12 protein-coding genes and 1 tRNA gene are annotated in these 14,923 nt (G+C 69.6%); 3 read left to right on the plus strand and 10 right to left on the minus strand.

The window, feature by feature from the left end:
* Positions 1–91 precede the first annotated feature (91 nt).
* The 5 genes from IWX89_RS14895 to IWX89_RS14915 form a co-directional block, all read right to left on the minus strand.
* Positions 92–625, minus strand: coding sequence for a ferritin (locus tag IWX89_RS14895; protein ID WP_196904335.1), 534 nt, complete (start codon positions 623–625; stop codon positions 92–94).
* 105 nt (positions 626–730) lie between these two features.
* Positions 731–1,495 (minus strand): MazG family protein, encoded by a 765-nt coding sequence (locus tag IWX89_RS14900; RefSeq protein WP_196904336.1) that lies wholly within the window; start codon positions 1,493–1,495, stop codon positions 731–733.
* Between the two features lie 47 nt (positions 1,496–1,542).
* Complete coding sequence (gene mfd / locus IWX89_RS14905; protein WP_196904337.1) at positions 1,543–5,181, minus strand: transcription-repair coupling factor; 3,639 nt, start codon at positions 5,179–5,181, stop codon at positions 1,543–1,545.
* A 47-nt stretch (positions 5,182–5,228) separates the two neighbouring features.
* Positions 5,229–5,810, minus strand: coding sequence for an aminoacyl-tRNA hydrolase (gene pth, locus IWX89_RS14910; protein WP_196904396.1), 582 nt, complete (start codon positions 5,808–5,810; stop codon positions 5,229–5,231).
* 38 nt (positions 5,811–5,848) lie between these two features.
* Entirely contained in the window at positions 5,849–6,469 is a 621-nt protein-coding gene (locus IWX89_RS14915; protein WP_196904338.1) for a 50S ribosomal protein L25/general stress protein Ctc, read from the minus strand.
* A 386-nt stretch (positions 6,470–6,855) separates the two neighbouring features.
* Between IWX89_RS14915 and gndA the strand changes: the two genes are divergently transcribed.
* Positions 6,856–8,259 (plus strand): NADP-dependent phosphogluconate dehydrogenase, encoded by a 1,404-nt coding sequence (gene gndA, locus IWX89_RS14920; RefSeq protein WP_231383361.1) that lies wholly within the window; start codon positions 6,856–6,858, stop codon positions 8,257–8,259.
* Between the two features lie 40 nt (positions 8,260–8,299).
* On the opposite strand, the gene IWX89_RS14925 is transcribed toward gndA, so the two are convergent.
* Positions 8,300–9,259 (minus strand): hypothetical protein, encoded by a 960-nt coding sequence (locus tag IWX89_RS14925; protein WP_196904340.1) that lies wholly within the window; start codon positions 9,257–9,259, stop codon positions 8,300–8,302.
* Positions 9,260–9,486: 227 nt separating this feature from the next.
* Here IWX89_RS14925 and IWX89_RS14930 point away from each other — a divergent pair, with 227 nt between their 5' ends.
* Positions 9,487–9,852: a hypothetical protein gene (locus tag IWX89_RS14930; RefSeq protein WP_196904341.1), complete on the plus strand. Its 366-nt coding sequence runs from the start codon at positions 9,487–9,489 to the stop codon at positions 9,850–9,852.
* A gap of 134 nt (positions 9,853–9,986) precedes the next feature.
* Here IWX89_RS14930 and IWX89_RS14935 read toward each other — a convergent pair whose 3' ends face one another.
* The 3 genes from IWX89_RS14935 to IWX89_RS14945 form a co-directional block, all read right to left on the minus strand.
* Positions 9,987–10,964 (minus strand): ribose-phosphate diphosphokinase, encoded by a 978-nt coding sequence (locus IWX89_RS14935; protein WP_134510848.1) that lies wholly within the window; start codon positions 10,962–10,964, stop codon positions 9,987–9,989.
* On the minus strand, positions 10,965–12,389 hold the full coding sequence (gene glmU / locus IWX89_RS14940) for a bifunctional UDP-N-acetylglucosamine diphosphorylase/glucosamine-1-phosphate N-acetyltransferase GlmU (RefSeq protein WP_196904342.1): 1,425 nt from the start codon (positions 12,387–12,389) through the stop codon (positions 10,965–10,967).
* Between the two features lie 71 nt (positions 12,390–12,460).
* A tRNA-Gln gene (locus IWX89_RS14945) sits at positions 12,461–12,532 on the minus strand.
* Between the two features lie 100 nt (positions 12,533–12,632).
* Between IWX89_RS14945 and IWX89_RS14950 the strand changes: the two genes are divergently transcribed.
* On the plus strand, positions 12,633–13,127 hold the full coding sequence (locus IWX89_RS14950; RefSeq protein ID WP_134510846.1) for a MarR family winged helix-turn-helix transcriptional regulator: 495 nt from the start codon (positions 12,633–12,635) through the stop codon (positions 13,125–13,127).
* A gap of 248 nt (positions 13,128–13,375) precedes the next feature.
* Here IWX89_RS14950 and IWX89_RS14955 read toward each other — a convergent pair whose 3' ends face one another.
* Positions 13,376–14,896, minus strand: coding sequence for a CYTH and CHAD domain-containing protein (locus IWX89_RS14955; RefSeq protein WP_196904343.1), 1,521 nt, complete (start codon positions 14,894–14,896; stop codon positions 13,376–13,378).
* Positions 14,897–14,923: the final 27 nt, after the last annotated feature.

Below are 14,923 nucleotides of genomic sequence, written 5' to 3' on the forward strand. Positions count from 1 at the left end.
ATCATCATGTCCCTGCATGAACCAAGTCTTAACCACGCCCACAAATCCATGCAGAGGCGCGCCTTAATACGCCAGATTAATCAGCGCGCTCCTAGAGGGCGCCGCCCGCTGCCGCGGGGGCGTCTGAGTCGACCGGGCCGCCTGCGACCGTTTCCCGGGCGATGTAGTTCTCGATGTCGAACAGGTTGTCGCCGGCTCGCTGCGCGATCGTCAGCAGGGTGGACATCGATGCGACCTCTTCGACCTGCTCCTTGAGGAACCAGAGCATCGCCTGTTCGCCGAGGGCGTCCCCGTCGGCGCGGGCCGCGCGGAAGAGCGCCTCGATCTGGGAGGTGACCTGCTTCTCCTGGGCCAGGGCGAGCGCGATCGGCTCGACGGCGAGGGTGAAGTTGTTCTGCACGGCCGGGATTCCCGGGATCTCGACTCCGAGGTCGCGGTCGAGCCGGTACTGCACCAGCATCATGGCGTGGTTGCGCTCCTCGACCGACTGGGCGTAGAAGTGCGCGGCGAGCCGGGGCAGGGCCTGATTGTCGAACCAGACGGCGATGGCGATGTACTGCTGCGACGCGGCAAACTCGTTGCCGATCTGAAGGGAAAGGAGTTCGCTGAAGGAAGTCTGGCTCATGCTCTGACGGTACCCGGCAGGGCCGTGCCGCGCCAGCCGGGGCGTGCGGCTAACGAGGCCTGCGGCTGACGAGGAGTAGCGGCCGCCGAGGCTCTCGCGCGACGGTCAGTCGAGCGACGGGGCCGGCCGGCCGATGATGCCGGCGTCGGAGAAGTCGCCGGGGAAGTCGCCGGAGTCGGCGTCCCCGCCGGAGGCCGGCCCGGCATCCGGCCCGGCGCCCTCGCCCTCGCCTTCGGCTGCGCGGATCTCATCCTGCAACCCGCGGAGCGCGGTCCGGAGAGCACGCTCCGAGTCGAGCCCCTGAGCCTTCGCGGCGGACACGATGGCCAGCAGCAGCGGCCCGAGCTCGTCCTCGCTCTCGATCGGCAGCGGGAAGGCGGACTCCGTGCCGAGAAGGCCGATCTTCTGCGCCCGCCCGAGCACCTTGTCGGCGAGGGCGAGGGCCGGCATCCCCTGGGGGATCCCGTCGAGCACGCTGGTGCGGTGCGGCTTCTCCGCGGCCTTGAAATCGTCCCACGCCGCGACGACGTCATCGGCGGTCGCCAGTGACAGGTCACCGAAGACGTGCGGATGCCGCCCTACCATTTTCGCGGTCATCTGCGCGGCGACGTCCTGGATGTCGAAGTCCTCGCCGCTGGTGTGCGCGGCGAGGTCGGCGTGGAAGAGCACCTGGTAGAGCACGTCGCCGAGTTCCTCGATCATCTCCTCGCGGCCGCCCGCCTCGATCGCGTCGATCAGCTCGTGGCTCTCCTCGATCAGGTACTGCACGAGGGACTCGTGGGTCTGGTCCGCGTCCCACGGGCAGCCGCCGGGCGCACGGAGCCGGGCGACGGTCTCGATCAGGATGTCGAGCTGGCTGGGCTGGGTCATGCGGGCCTCCTGGGGTTCGGTCTCATCGTAGGCGGCGGGTCCGGGCGTCACGCGGACGGCGCCGCGACCGCGTCGACCGGCCGAGGGAAGATCGCGTCCAACAGCGAGCCGGCCCAGGCGATCAGGGCCGCGTCGCCGAGCGGCTCACCGTTGATCCGGGGCATCGGCACGGTCAGCGACCCGTTCTGGGTGAAGTAGCGCGAGCCCGGGTACATCCGTTGCAGCCGCACCTGCATCGAATCGGCGAGGTTCGCCGGGGAGACGCGGAGGTTGGAGCCCATCGCGACGACCTCGCCCAGGCCGGCCTGCTGCGCCAGCCAGCGCAGCCGGGAGACCAGGATGAGGTTCTGCACCGGCTGCGGCGGCTCGCCGTAGCGGTCGGTGAGTTCGTCGAGGACCAGGTCGATCTGGTCCTTCGCGGCCGTCGGCGAGCTGGCGGCGGACAGCTTCTGGTAGGCCTCGAGGCGCAACCGCTCGCTGTCGACGTAGTCCTCGGGGATGTGCGCGTCGACGGGCAATTCGAGCCGCAGCTCGGTCTGGCCCTCGGCGACGTCGCCGCGGAAGGTGCTCACGGCCTCGCCGATCATGCGCAGGTAGAGGTCGAAGCCGACCCCGGCGATGTGCCCGGCCTGCTCACCGCCGAGCAGGTTGCCGGCGCCGCGGATCTCGAGGTCTTTGAGCGCCACCTGCATGCCGGCGCCCAGCTCGTTGTTCGCGGCGATCGTCGACAGCCGGTCGTGGGCGATCTCGGTGAGCGGCTTGTTCTCGTCGTAGAGGAAGTAGGCGTAGGCGCGCTCCCGGCCGCGGCCGACCCTCCCCCGCAGCTGGTGCAGCTGGCTCAGCCCGAACTTGTCGGCGCGGTCGATGATGATCGTGTTCGCGTTGGCGATGTCCAGGCCGGTCTCGATGATCGTCGTCGAGACGAGCACGTCGAACTTGCGTTCCCAGAAGTCCACGACGACCTGTTCCAGCTGGGCTTCCGGCAGCTGGCCGTGCGCCACGGCGATCCGCGCCTCCGGCACGAGCTCGGCCAGCTTCGCGGCGACCCGGTTGATGCTCGACACCCGGTTGTGCACGACGAAGATCTGGCCCTCCCGCAGCAGCTCGCGGCGGATCGCCGCCGCCACCTGCCGGTCGGAGTACGGGCCGACGAAGGTGAGGATCGGGTGCCGGTCCTCCGGCGGGGTGGCCAGGGTCGACATCTCCCGGATGCCGGTGACCGCCATCTCCAGCGTGCGCGGGATCGGGGTGGCACTCATCGCGAGGATGTCCACGTTCGTCTTCAGCTTCTTCAGCGCATCCTTGTGCTCCACCCCGAACCGCTGCTCCTCGTCGATGATGACGAGGCCGAGGTCCTTGAACACGATCGACTCGGAGAGCAGCCGGTGGGTGCCGATCACGAGGTCCACGGTGCCGTCGAGCATCCCGGCGATGGTTTCGCGGGACTCCTTCTCGGTCTGGAACCGGCTGAGCGCGCGCAGGTGCACCGGGAACCCGGCGAAGCGCTCCTGGAAGGTCTCCATGTGCTGGCGCACGAGCAGGGTCGTCGGCACGAGCATGACGACCTGCTTGCCGTCCTGGATCGCCTTGAACGCGGCGCGCACGGCCACCTCGGTCTTGCCGAAGCCGACGTCGCCGGAGAGCAGCCGGTCCATCGGGATGGGCCGTTCCATGTCGGCCTTCACCTCGTCGATGGTGGTGAGCTGGTCAGGCGTCTCCGCGAACGGGAACGCCTCCTCCAGTTCGCGCTGCCATGGGGTGTCCGGCCCGAACGCGTGGCCCTTGCTGGCCATCCGCGCCGAGTACAGCTTGACCAGTTCGACGGCGATGTCGCGCACGGCCTTGCGGGCCTTGGTCTTCGCGGCGGACCAGTCGCTGCCGCCCATCTTGCTGAGCGCCGGGGCCTCCCCGCCGACGTACCGGCTGACCAGGTCGAGCTGGTCGGTCGGCACGTAGAGCTTGTCCCCGGGGTGCCCGCGCTTCGACGGGGCGTATTCAAGCACCAGGTACTCGCGCTTGGTCTTGACCGGGTTGCGGCCGCCGCTGGAAACCTCACGCTGGGTCAGTTCGACGAACCGGCCGATGCCGTGGGTCTGGTGCACGACGTGGTCGCCGGCCTTGAGCTGGAGCGGGTCGACGACGTTCTTGCGGCGGCTGGCCAGCTTTTTGACCTGGCGGGCGTCGTAGCCGACGACGCGGCCGTAGAACTCGGACTCACTGACCAGTGTGAGTTTGGTCTCCGGGATTTCGAAGCCGTGGTCCACGGATGCCTTGAGTAGGTAGGCGATGCCGGGTTCCGGAACGGCCGGCCATTCGGTGACGATCCGGGCGGGGAGTTCTCGCTCGGCGAGCACGTCGGCGGCGCGCTCGACCAGCCCGGCGCCCTGGGCGACGATCCCGACGGTCCAGCCATCCTTCAGCCGGGCCGCGAGGTGCCCGACGGCGCCTTCGACGCTGCCCTGGAAGCTCGGCACGGCGTCGCCGTCGACGCGCACGGTGAGCAGCTCGTCGAGTTCGCGGTGCTCGGGGAGCACCGGGGCATCCGTCGGCGCCGCCTGGAACGAACTGAACGTCCACCAGGCGTGCGCGGACGGCTGGGCGCCCGGCGCGCTGAACGTGACCGATTCGCGCAGCCGGCCGAGGGTGAGGAAGTCCCCCGACTCCAGGTCGATCGGCGCCTCCGCGCCGGCGGTCGCGGCGCTCCAGGCGGCGCCGAGGAACTCGCGGTTCGTCTCGGCGAGGCTGATCGCCCGGGAGGCGACCCGTTCGGGCGAGATCACGGCCACGGCCGCCTCGCGGGGAAGATAGTGCGTGATCGGAACGAGCCGGTCGACGAGCGCGGGCGCGAGGCTCTCCATCCCCTCGACGGGGATTCCCTCGGCGATCTTGGCGAGCAGCCCCGCCAGGCTCGGGAACTCGTGCTGCATCTCCCGGGCGCGCTGGCGCACGGCCGGACTGAGCAGCAGCTCGCGGCTCGGCGGCAGGGATACCCGCTCGATCGGCTCGGGCAGGGAACGCTGGTCGGCGACCGAGAAGGCGCGGATCTGCTCGACCTCGTCGCCGAAGAACTCCGCCCGGTACGGATGCGGCGCCACCGGCGGGAACACGTCGAGGATGCCGCCGCGCACGGCGAACTCGCCCCGGCGGGTGACCATGTCGACCCGGGTGTAGGCGAGGCCGACGAGTTCCCGGGCGATGGCGCCGAGGTCGTGGCCGCGCCCGCCGGCGGCCAGTTCGATCGGCTCGTAGTCGGTGAGGTTGTCGGCCACCGGCTGCAGGGCGGCCCGCACTGAGGCGATGACGATCAGCGGGCGCCGGGCGGCGGGGTCGGATTCCTCCCAGTCCCGCATCCGCCGGAGCGCGTAGAGGCGCTTGCCGACGATCTCCGCGCCGGGACTGAGCCGTTCGTGCGGGAGGGTCTCCCAGGCGGGGAAGTCGACGATCTCGGCGCCGTCGGTGAAGCAGGTCAGGTTCTCGTGCAGGGACTCCGACTCACGCCCGGTCGCGGTGATGACGAGCAGGGCCTGGGCCTTCTCCAGCCGGCCGCGCTGCTCGAGCATGGCCGCGATCAGCGGTGCCCGCAGGCCCTCGGTGAGCGAGAAGTCCGCGTCGCGGTTTGCGAAGGTGAGGGCGTTGTCGAATGTGGAGGCGCGCGAAAGTGTGGCAATTAAGCCCTGAAGAGTCACCGGTCAAGTCTACGCAGCCGCCGGCGCAGGCCGGGAGACCGGACGGGCTACGGGGAGTGGACCTTCTGCTGGGCGGCGGTGACGCCCTCGTCCGCGATCAGTTCGATCGCGTCGGCGGCATCCGTCAGCAGGTTCGGCAGGATCGCCCGCTCGTCCTTGCTGAAATCGTGCAGCACGAAGTCGGCGGCGTCCTGGCGCCCGGGCGGGCGGCCGATGCCGATCCGGATCCGCACGAACTCTTTCGTGCCGGTCGCCGCGATGATGTCGCGGAGGCCGTTGTGACCGCCGTGGCCGCCGCCGACCTTGATCTTGATCGTGTCGAAGGGAAGGTCGAGGTCGTCGTGGATGACGATCAGCCGCTCGGGCTCGAGCGAGTAGAAGCGCAGGAGCGCGGCGACGGGGCCACCGGACACGTTCATGTAGGTGCTCGGCTTGGCGAGCACCAGCTTGGGTCCGCCGGGAAAGCTGCGGCCCTCGGCGACGGCCGAGGTGGTTTTGTGGTTCTTGAAGTTCGCCGACAGACGGTCGGCGAGCACGGCCGCGACCATGTGGCCGACGTTGTGTCGGTTGCCGGCGTAGCCGGGCCCGGGGTTACCGAGCCCGACTACGAGCCAGAGATTCTCGTCCAGGGAATTCCTCCGCGGTCGACGAAGCCAGGTGGGGAAGACTACTCGGCGGCAGGAGCCTCGGTGGCAGCCTCGGCTTCGGCCGGCTCTTCCTCTTCTTCTTCGGCGGGCAGGTGCACGTAGACCACAACGGCGTCGGGGTCGGAGATGAGCGAAGCGCCCTCGGGGAGCACGACGTCCTTCGCGTGGATCTGGGCGCCGTCTTCGAGACCGTCGATGGAGACGACGACGTTCTGCGGGATGCTGGTGGCCTCGACCTCGAGCATGAGGACCTTCGAGTCCAGGTCGGCGATGGTGCCGGATGCGGCCTCGCCGGTCAGGTGCACGGAAACCTCGACCTGGACCTTCTCACCCTTGCGGATGACGATGAGGTCGAGGTGCTCGATGATCTGCAGGAACGGGTCCTTCTGAACATCCTTCACCAGGGTGAGGTGGGTGGTGCCTTCGACGTCAAGCTCGAGCACGGCGTTGGCGCGGCGCAGCAGCAGGCCGATCTGGTGGGCCGGGAGGGCGACGTGGACCGGGTCGGTGCCGTGGCCGTAGATGACGGCGGGGATCTTGCCCAGCACGCGCAGCTTGCGGGCAGCGCCCTTGCCGAACTTGACGCGCAGGTCGGCGGCAATCTTGTTGTCTGCGACAACCTTCTTCTTGGCCTCAGCCATGATGTTTCTCCTTGCGGGCCTGGACGGCCCAGTCTGGTTTCGCGGACCGAAGCCCGGGAATCGTGGGTACTGGTTCAACTCGAACGCGTGTGCGCGTGAGGAAAGGCCGTGAAGCATCCCGCCGCGTCGATAACGGATGCCGGTGAACGGTTACCCGCCGCCGACAGCCCTCGCCGAAGTTCAACTAGTGAGTCTAGCGGAGCGGGCGGGCCGGGGCGAACCGGGCGCCCGGCATCCGTCGCCCGAGGTGGCGCCGGTCACGCCACGTAACCGTTCAGGCCGACGCAGTAGCCTTGACGGAGGTTTGAGATCAATCACCTGAAGGAGCAAACGTGGCCGAATCCGGCGCAGCACAGGCAAACATTGGCGTAGTGGGGCTGGCGGTGATGGGGTCGAATCTGGCCCGCAACCTCGCCAGCCGCGCGGGGAACACGGTGGCGGTGTACAACCGCTCCCCCGAGCGCACCCGCCTGCTCACAGGCGAACACCCGGAGGCGAACTTCGTCGCCTCCGAAACGATCGAGGAGTTCGCCGCGTCGCTCCAGAAGCCGCGCACCGCGATCATCATGGTGCAGGCCGGCAAGGGCACGGATGCCGTGATCAGCCAGCTGACCGCCCTGTTCGAGCCCGGCGACATCATCGTCGACGGCGGCAACGCCGACTTCCAGGACACCATCCGCCGGGAGAAGGCCGTCCGCGCGACCGGCGTGAACTTCGTCGGCGCCGGCATCTCCGGCGGCGAGGAGGGTGCCCTCAAGGGCCCCAGCATCATGCCCGGCGGCTCCGTCGAGGCGTACGAGACCCTCGGCCCGATCCTCGAGTCGATCGCGGCCGTCGTCGACGGTGTGCCCTGCGTCACGCACGTGGGCACGGATGGCGCCGGTCACTTCGTCAAGATGATCCACAACGGCATCGAATACGCCGACATGCAGCTCATCGCCGAGGCCTTCGACCTGCTCCGCAAGGTCGGCGGGCACTCCCCCGCCGCCATCGCCGACGTGTTCACCGACTGGAACGCCGGCGACCTCGAGAGCTACCTGATCGAGATCACCGCCGAGGTGCTCCGGCAGGTCGACGCGAAGACAGGGCTGCCGTTCGTCGACATCGTGCTCGACGAGGCCGGTTCCAAGGGCACCGGGGTCTGGACCGTGCAGAACGCCCTCGACCTGGGCGTGCCCGTCGGCGGCATCGCCGAAGCCGTCTTCGCCCGCGCCGTGTCCAGCCACCCGGAACAGCGCGTGCCGCTCCGCGCGGCCCTCGACGCCCGCCCGGAGATCGCCGTTGTCGGCCACACCTTCCAGGACGACGTGCGCCAGGCGCTCTACGCCTCCAAGGTCGTCGCCTACGCCCAGGGCTTCGACGCGATCATCGCCGGCGCCGAGAAGTACGGCTGGAAGATCGACAAGGGCGCCATCGCCACGATCTGGCGCGGCGGCTGCATCATCCGCGCCCAGTTCCTCAACCGGATCGTCGACGCCTACGCGAACGACCCCTCGATCCCGACCCTGCTCGTCGACCCGTACTTCGCCAAGGCCGTCGCCGACGGCGAGTCGGCCTGGCGCCGGGTCGTGTCGACCGCGGCGCTCTCCGGCATCCCGGTTCCCGGGTTCGCGTCGGCGCTGAGCTACTTCGACTCGCTCGCGAGCGAGCGGCTTCCCGCCGCGCTCGTGCAGGGCCAGCGCGACTTCTTCGGAGCGCACACCTACAAGCGTGTCGACATGCCCGGCACCTTCCACACCCTGTGGTCGGGCGACCGCAGCGAGGTCGAGACCGAGGGCTCCTCGCACTAGCAGCACCACACTCCGGCGGCAACTGTTGCCAGCCGGCCGGTCAGCGAATGACCGGGAGCCCGGCGGTCGTGAGGATGCGCAGCAGCGACTGGCGCCGGCGGACATCGGATGGACCCCAGCGCGCCACGCCATTGCCTTCCGCGCGGAGGTCGTCCTCGCGAACCTTCTCCCGATGGACCGCCTCCCCGGGGGTCAGTCCCCGCAGGTACTCGTCTTTCAGGTACTTGCCCTTCCCGTCGAACTCCCCGACCAGGCGGTAGGCCGGCCATTCGAAGTCGGTGAAGTAGAAGCCGCCGCGGGGGTTGGGATGGCACGTCTGGAGGAGCGGATCGGGGAAGCCCAGTTCGAAGATCGCCACTCGGCTCATCGATTCACCGGGGTTGTCCGCATGGGGCCGGCCGAAGGCGATGGCCCGGCCCGCCCTCACGGCTCCCCTGGCCGAGGCGCACTCGTGGAGTTTCTCGCTCAACACCTCCGCAGTCAGGAAGACCTCCGGGGCTGCGTTCCGCGGATTGAGGGCATGGTCGATCGCAACGACGGCGGTCGCGAAACTCACCGTGCGCGCCAGATCGATGAGGGTGCGGGCGGGGCTGGTCACGAGCATCCCGTCGATTTCGACGACGTCCCCGTCGGGGATGTCGCTGCGGTGGACCATGACACCGTTCTTGCTCCGTGCCCGGGAGTCCGGCGGGGCCAGCACGTGCACCGTGCTCGGCCAGGAGTCGGCCAGCGGAATCCCCCACAGGACCGCCGCCGATTGGTGGCTGATCAGCGGGTCCCGCTTTCGAGTCGCGACGACGGCCCGGGTCTCCGCGAGGTGCCTCTGTGCCGGTGGGAGCCCCGCCCAATGCTCGGTAGTGCTGAAGACGCCGCGGCGCAGCCGTATGGCGCGCCCCGCGCCTTGCGCCTCGCGCCGAAACTGCCGGCCGGTTGACTCGGTGGCGGCTGCCCCGCCCGAGAGGTACAGCCCGGTGTGCTCGTCGATGTCCTCGTCAGCCATCCGGAGAGGTTCACAGCCTGCGTCGGGCCGGGGCCGCTCTCCCCGGATTCTGTGGGGCCTGCCCAGGCCTGGGCCCCTGGGGAGGGGGAGTTCCTGCCGGGGCATTCGTTGCCGGAGCGGACGACTGTCGCCGGTGTGCGGGCAACAGTCGTCCGCTCGGGCAACATTTCGAGTCGGCTTGGGACTGGCAGCGCACCGGAGCCGAGTTTGGGATACTGGGACGGATCATGAGCGACGAACACCCCGAACTCTCCGGCTACGAACCGCAGGATGCCGACCGGCCCCTGCGCAGTCGGCGCGCCCTCACGCTCATGCGCATCGTCGTCGTGCTGGGGCTCGTGGCGCTGGTCGTGCCCGGCATCCTGACCACGCTGCAGGTCGCGACGACGACCGCCGCGAACACCTGCCGGGTGGCAACCCAGCACTTCTACCCGTATTCGGTCGGTTCGGACGCCCGCTTCGAGCTGACCGGGCCCGGCGGACTCGGCTGGCAGTGCTACGCGGTCGACCGCAACGAACGGGAGACCTACGTGCTCCCTCTCGGCATCATCCCCGCCGCGCCGCGGGCCGCGGAGACCGGCATCCCCGCGTAAGCCCGGGCGGCGCAGAACACGGGTGCCGGCTCCCCCTCGACCGAACCCGCGACCGAACCCGCGACCGAGCCCGGACAAACCGATGGCCGGCCACCGACATCCGTCGACGACCGGCCGGTGGCCGTTCGGTGCTCTTACGCGGCGCCCTCGAACATCGACGTGACGGAACCCTCGTCGAACACCTCGTGGATCGCGCGCGCCAGCAGCGGCGCGATCGGCAGCACGGTGAGCGTCGGGAAGCGCTTCTCCATCGGGATCGGCAGGGTGTCGGTGACGACGACCTCGGAGATCGCCGGGTTCTGCAGCAGTTCGAGCGCCGGGTGGCTGAACACGGCGTGGGTCGCGGCGACGACGACGCCGATGGCGCCGGCCTTGCGCAGAGCCTCGGCGGCGAGCACGATCGTGCGGCCGGTGTCGATCATGTCGTCGACGATCAGGCAGACGCGGCCCTCGACCTGGCCGACGATCTCGTGCACGGAAACACGGTTCGGCACGAGCGGGTCACGACGCTTGTGGATGATCGCCAGCGGGGCGCCGAGCTTGTCGCTCCAGATATCGGCGACGCGCACGCGGCCCATGTCGGGCGAGACGACGGTCAGGGTGGCCGGGTCGAGTTTCTCCTTGAAGTGCTCGAGCAGCACCGGCATGGCGAAGAGGTGGTCGACGGGGCCGTCGAAGAAGCCCTGGATCTGGGCGGCGTGCAGGTCGACCGCCATGATCCGGTCGGCGCCGGCGACCTTGAACAGGTCGGCGACGAGGCGGGCCGAGATCGGCTCGCGGCCGCGGCCCTTCTTGTCCTGGCGGGCGTAGGGGTAGAACGGCGCCACCACGGTGATCCGCTTGGCGGAGGCCCGCTTGAGCGCGTCGACCATGATCAGCTGTTCCATCAGCCATTCATTGATCGGGTTGGTGTGCGACTGGATGACGAAGGTGTCACTCCCGCGCACGCTCTCGTCGAAGCGGGCGTAGATCTCCCCGTTCGCGAAGGTGCGGGCGTCCGTGTGGACGAGTTCGGTACCAAGCTCCGTGGCGATGTCCAGTGCCAGTTGCGGGTGAGCTCGCCCCGAAACCAATACAAGTCGCTTTTCGCCGCTGGTCTTGATTCCAGACACCTAGTCTCCGCTCTTTGCCGCGGCCACCGCCGCGTCGGTTCCTGGACGGTGGGTTTCGACCCAGCCCTCCATATTGCGTTGTGGAGCAACACTCAGGGACAACGCCCCGGCAGGTACGTCCTTGCGGACGATTGTGCCGGCTCCCGTGTATGCCCCGTCCCCAATCCTAATCGGCGCGACGAACACGTTGTGCGACCCGGTGCGCACATGCGACCCGATTTCGCTGCGATGCTTGTCCACGCCGTCGTAGTTGGCGAAGATGGTGCCGGCCCCGATGTTGGACTGTTCGCCTACGGTCGCGTCGCCGACATAGCTCAGGTGCGGCACCTTGCTGCCGGCGCCGATGGTGGCGTTCTTGGTCTCGACGAACGCCCCGATCTTGCCGTCCGCGCCGAGGATGGTGCCGGGCCGCAGGTAGGAGAACGGTCCGACGGATGCCCCGGCGCCTATCACCGCGAGCGTCGCGTCGGTGCGCTTCACCACCGCGTTCTCACCGACCTCGCAGTCCACCAGGGTGGTGTCCGGGCCGATCACGGCGCCGGTCTCGATCACCGTCGCGCCGCGGATCTGGGTGCCGGGCAGAATGGTCACGTCCGGCGCGAGCTGCGCCTTGAGGTCGATCCAGGTGGTGGCCGGGTCCTGAACGGTGACGCCGGCCAGCTGCCAGCCGTGCACGATGAAACCGTTGAGCTGGCGGGCGGTCTCGCTGAGCTGGGCGCGGTCGTTGATGCCGGCGACGAGCCAGGCATCCGCGACGGGCACGGCCCGCACGGACGAGCCGGCGTCGCGGAGGAGCCCGATCACGTCGGTGAGGTACTTCTCTCCCTGCACGTTGTCGGTGGTGAGGCGCGCGAGCTGCTCGCGCAGTTCGGCGACGCTGAACGCGTAGACGCCCGCGTTGGTCTCGGCGATCTGGCGTTCCTCGGCCGAGGCATCCTTCTGTTCCACGATGCGGTCGAAGCCGCCCGCATCGGAACGAACGATGCGGCCGTAGCCGGTGGAGTCCTCGGGGAACGAGGAGAGCACGGTGGCGGAGACCTCGCGCTCGCGGTGCGCGGCGACGAAGCTGGCCAGGGTGGCGGAGTTCAGCAGCGGAACATCGCCGGAGACGACGAGCACGTCACCCTCGAAGTCCTCGGGCAGGGCCGCGACGGCGAGCTCCACGGCACGCCCGGTGCCGGGGATCTCGTCCTGGTCGACGATCAGGCTCTCGGGCAGGTCCTCGGCCACGAGTGCCGCGACCAGGTCACGTTCGTGGCGCACGACGGTGACGACGTGGGCCGCGTCCAGCGCACGCGAGGTGGCGAGGACATGGCTGAGAATGGGCAGCCCGGCGAGCTGGTGCAGCAGCTTCGGCGTGCTGGATTTCATGCGGGTGCCCTGGCCTGCGGCCAGCACGACGATAGCGAGTCGGGAATCGGTCACGTGGTTTCCTCTTTGCTTTTCGTGTTGCCGGCCGGGGAGACCGGAGAAGCTCCACTGGTCTGCAACCAGTGCTCCGCCGCCAGGACTCGAACCTGGACCTAACAGCTCCAAAGGCTGTCGTGCTGCCATTACACCACGGCGGAATTCGCCGGCCCGGGGCCGACCAACGGTGTCAAGTCTGCCAGAAGTATCGTGCCCGCCGCGCAGCGAGCAACCGCGGCCGCCCTGAGGCCGGATAATGGAATGATGCCTGCCCATGACGAAGTCGACCGGATCGTAGACGCCTGGCTGCGCGAACGCCCCGACCTCGACTTCGCGCCGTTGCAGGTCCTGTCCCGGGTCGGCCGGCTCTCCAAGCACCTGGATCGGGCCAGGCGAACAGCGTTCTCCCGCTCCGAATTGGAGTCCTGGGAGTTCGACGTGCTCTCGGCCCTGCGGCGGGCCGGAGCGCCCTATGAATTGAGCCCGAAGGCCCTGCTGCAGCAGACCCTGGTCTCCAGCGGCACGATGACCAACCGGATCGACCGCCTGGTCGAGCGCGGGCTGGTCACCCGCCGCACCGACCCCAACGACGGGCGGGGCATCTTCGTCGGGATGAATCCGGCCGGCCTGACCCGGGTGGATGCCGCGATCACCCGGCTGGTCGACGCGGAGGCCGAGCTGCTGTCGACCCTCTCGGCGAGCGACCAGGACCGGCTCGCCGGACTGCTGCGCAAGCTCAGCCTCGACTTCGACTGACCACGTTCCCCGCCGGCGCGTGAGCCCGGCGCCTGTGCCCGGCCGTGAAGCCCGGCGCGTGAGCCCGGCGGCTATGCCCGGCGGCTGTGCCCGGCGGCTGTGCCACCCGTGACCCCAGCACCGGCACGTGCCGAATTCAGGTGCAGAGCCCGGAACAGTGCGACGGATGCCTGCCGCGCGACCGGATTCGGGCTGTTCACCTGAATTCGGCACAGATGAATTCGGCAGAGGTTCGAGGTGCGGGGGTCCTATTTGTCGATCGAGGCGGAGGGGAAGTCCTTCCAGGCAGTGAAGAAGCGCGCCTCGGTGCCGGCCGCGCCGGCCTCCTCGACCGCGTGCATCCGCCCGTAGGTGAAGGCGTTCTCGTTGAACAGGAACGCCTTCATGCCCAGGCCGAGCAGTTCGCCGCGCGCGACGACGCTGTCCTGGTGGTCGCCGAGGATCTCCTGCAACTGCCGGGCGGCCGCGACGAGACGCGAAGCCCGCTTGCTCCGGAGCGGGGCGGCCGTCTCCGCCGCGTAGCGCAACTGCTTGGCGCGTTTGCGCGCCTCGTGCAGGGCCGCGTCGCGTTCGGTGCCGGCCGCGGTGCGGCGGGCCGCGCGCACTGCCGCGCGGAGGTGCTTCCAGTCGGCGCGGACCAGGCCGGGGACGACCTTCCGCGCCGGCTTGTCGGCCGTGCGGTACAGCGGCGGGGACGCGAGCAGCTCGTCGAGGGTGTCGAGGAGCCGGAAGTAGCGGTCGGACTCGAGGGCGGACCGGGTGTCCGCCTCACTGATCCGCACGACGGTGGAGAAATGCTCGTCGATCCGCGGGGCGACCGGCCCGGCGGTGAGGCCCGCCGGCTCCAGGTCCAGCCGGTGCGTGAGGCGCCGGCGCATCACCTGGGCGTCGCGAGCTCCGCCGAGCACGCCCGCGATCCAGCGCAGCTCGACCCGGAGCGGGTCGGCGACCCCCGCGTCGAGGAGCGGACCGTAGGTGGACAGGGCCGACCGCAACCGCCTGGTCGCCACGCGCATCCGGTGCACCGCTTCTTCGTTGCCCTCCCGCACGAACGGGTCTTCGGCCGTGACGGCCGCGACCTGCGCCCGCAGGTAGGCCAGCAGCACGTCCCGGGCGGAGCTGCCGGGGCCCGCCTGGACCGGCTCCTGGGCTGCCGGGGCCGGGGCCAGGTCGCCCAGGGCTCGGGCGAGCTTGGACGGGCTTGCCGCCGGCTCGACTCCGACGGTCGACAATCGTTCCTGGGCCGCGTCGAGCAGGGCGCGGGACCCGTCGACGAGTTCGATCTCCCATTCGCGCCAGGCCTGGTTCAGCGGCTCGGAGCCGAACCGTTCGGCCTGCACCGAGTCGTCGCAGACCTCGGCGAGCACGGCGTCGTCCCGGCCGACGAGGTGGTGCACGACCCGCAGGGTGCGGAGCCGCACGACGGGCATCAGCGGTCGGCCGCGCAGGTACACCCGCACAAGGCGGAGGATGGCCTCGGGGATCACGTCAGGGTCGGCCCCGACCGGTTCGCGCATCTCACGGCGTTCGTCGGCCGCGACGGGGAGTTTGAGGTGCCAGCCGGCGTCATCGCCGCCGGCACGCCGGCGCAGGGTGATCCGGCGGCCGGCGAGCGCCAGGTCGGCGGTGTCGAAGTAGAGGGCGTCGAGGTGGTGTTCGACCGGCGGGGCGACGTGGGTCACACCGGGAAGGTCGTGCAAGGGCGGCAACGGCGTCGCCGGGTTCACGTCGAATTTGCGCTCGATCTCTGCAAAGCCCTCGGAAGTCATGGTCCAGTCTACTTCGGCCCGCCCAGC

It is taken from the genome of Cryobacterium sp. MP_M3 (genome assembly GCF_015752155.1).
GTDB lineage: Bacteria > Actinomycetota > Actinomycetes > Actinomycetales > Microbacteriaceae > Cryobacterium.